The sequence below is a fragment of the Paraplanobispora takensis genome (assembly GCF_016863195.1).
Lineage (GTDB): Bacteria > Actinomycetota > Actinomycetes > Streptosporangiales > Streptosporangiaceae > Planobispora > Planobispora takensis.
In genome coordinates this window covers 1-999 of sequence record NZ_BOOK01000138.1, presented here as the reverse complement: position 1 = coordinate 999, position 999 = coordinate 1, and the positions used below count along the sequence as shown (strand labels likewise).

Below are 999 nucleotides of genomic sequence, written 5' to 3'. Positions count from 1 at the left end.
CTAGGGCCTGTATCAAAGTCGGTCAGAGCCATTCGTTGATCACGGCGATGAGAACCGTGGCTTCGTAGCGCACGGCGAGCTTGTCGTATCGCGTGGCAACAGCGCGGTGACGCTTGAGCCGGTTGATGCCGCACTCCACCGCGTGGCGCTGGGTGTAGAGCTGCGGGGCGAAAGCGGGGGGCCGCCCGCCCCGCGATCCCTTGGCCCGGCGGTTGGCGTCTTGGTCGGCCTTGCTCGGGATGGTCGCCTTGATACCGCGTCGCCGCAGGTAGGCGCGGTTGGCCGCCGAGGTGTAGGCCTTATCGGCCAGGACGCGGTCCGGGCGGGTGCGCGCAGGTCCGCCGCCCAGGCGGGGTACCCGGATGCCGCCGATGACGGTAGTGAACTGTGGGCTGTCGCCGCGCTGTCCGGCGGTCAGCACGATCGCCAGTGGCTTGTGCCCCTGCTCGCAGGCCAGATGCACCTTGGTGCTCCACCCGCCGCGCGAGCGCCCCAGGGCGTGATCGGCCGGCTCGGCGCCGCCCCGGCCGCCCGGCGGCTCGGCCTGCAGATCCCCCTTTTACGCGCGCCCGCGGCGTGCTGATGCGCCCGGGCGATGGTGGCATCCACGCTGACATCCCAGGTGATGCACCCGGCTGCATCCGCCCGCGCCTGCAGCGCCGTCACGATCCGGGCCCAGGTGCCATCGCGCTGATAGCGCCGAAACAGGGCATAGGCCGCCGGCCAGGACCCGTAACAGGCCGGCACGTCGCGCCAGGGTGCGCCGACCCGCACCCGCCAGCGGATCCCGTCGATCAACTGCCGCTTACTGAACAATGACGGCCGCCCTGAACGCGTCGGCGCAGGCAGCAGCGGTTCCAGTACCGCCCATTGCGCATCGGTCAGGTCGAACCGCCGCGTCACCGCTAAGGTGGCCACGAGGTCTCCGGTATTCAGGTTGTTCTTGGTCGATCAACCCTCTTACCGGAGACCTCGTCCGTTGTCGATCTCTTGCGCGCA

1 protein-coding gene is annotated in these 999 nt (G+C 69.8%); it reads right to left on the bottom strand.

All coding sequences use genetic code 11. The features are described from left to right. Window positions 1–22: 22 nt before the first annotated feature. Window positions 23–936 (bottom strand): IS5 family transposase gene (locus Pta02_RS40795; RefSeq protein ID WP_373872443.1). Its coding sequence is split into 2 segments (ribosomal slippage): window positions 23–517 and window positions 520–936, totalling 912 coding nucleotides; the frame shifts between segments, so codons are not numbered across the junction. Window positions 937–999 lie beyond the last annotated feature (63 nt).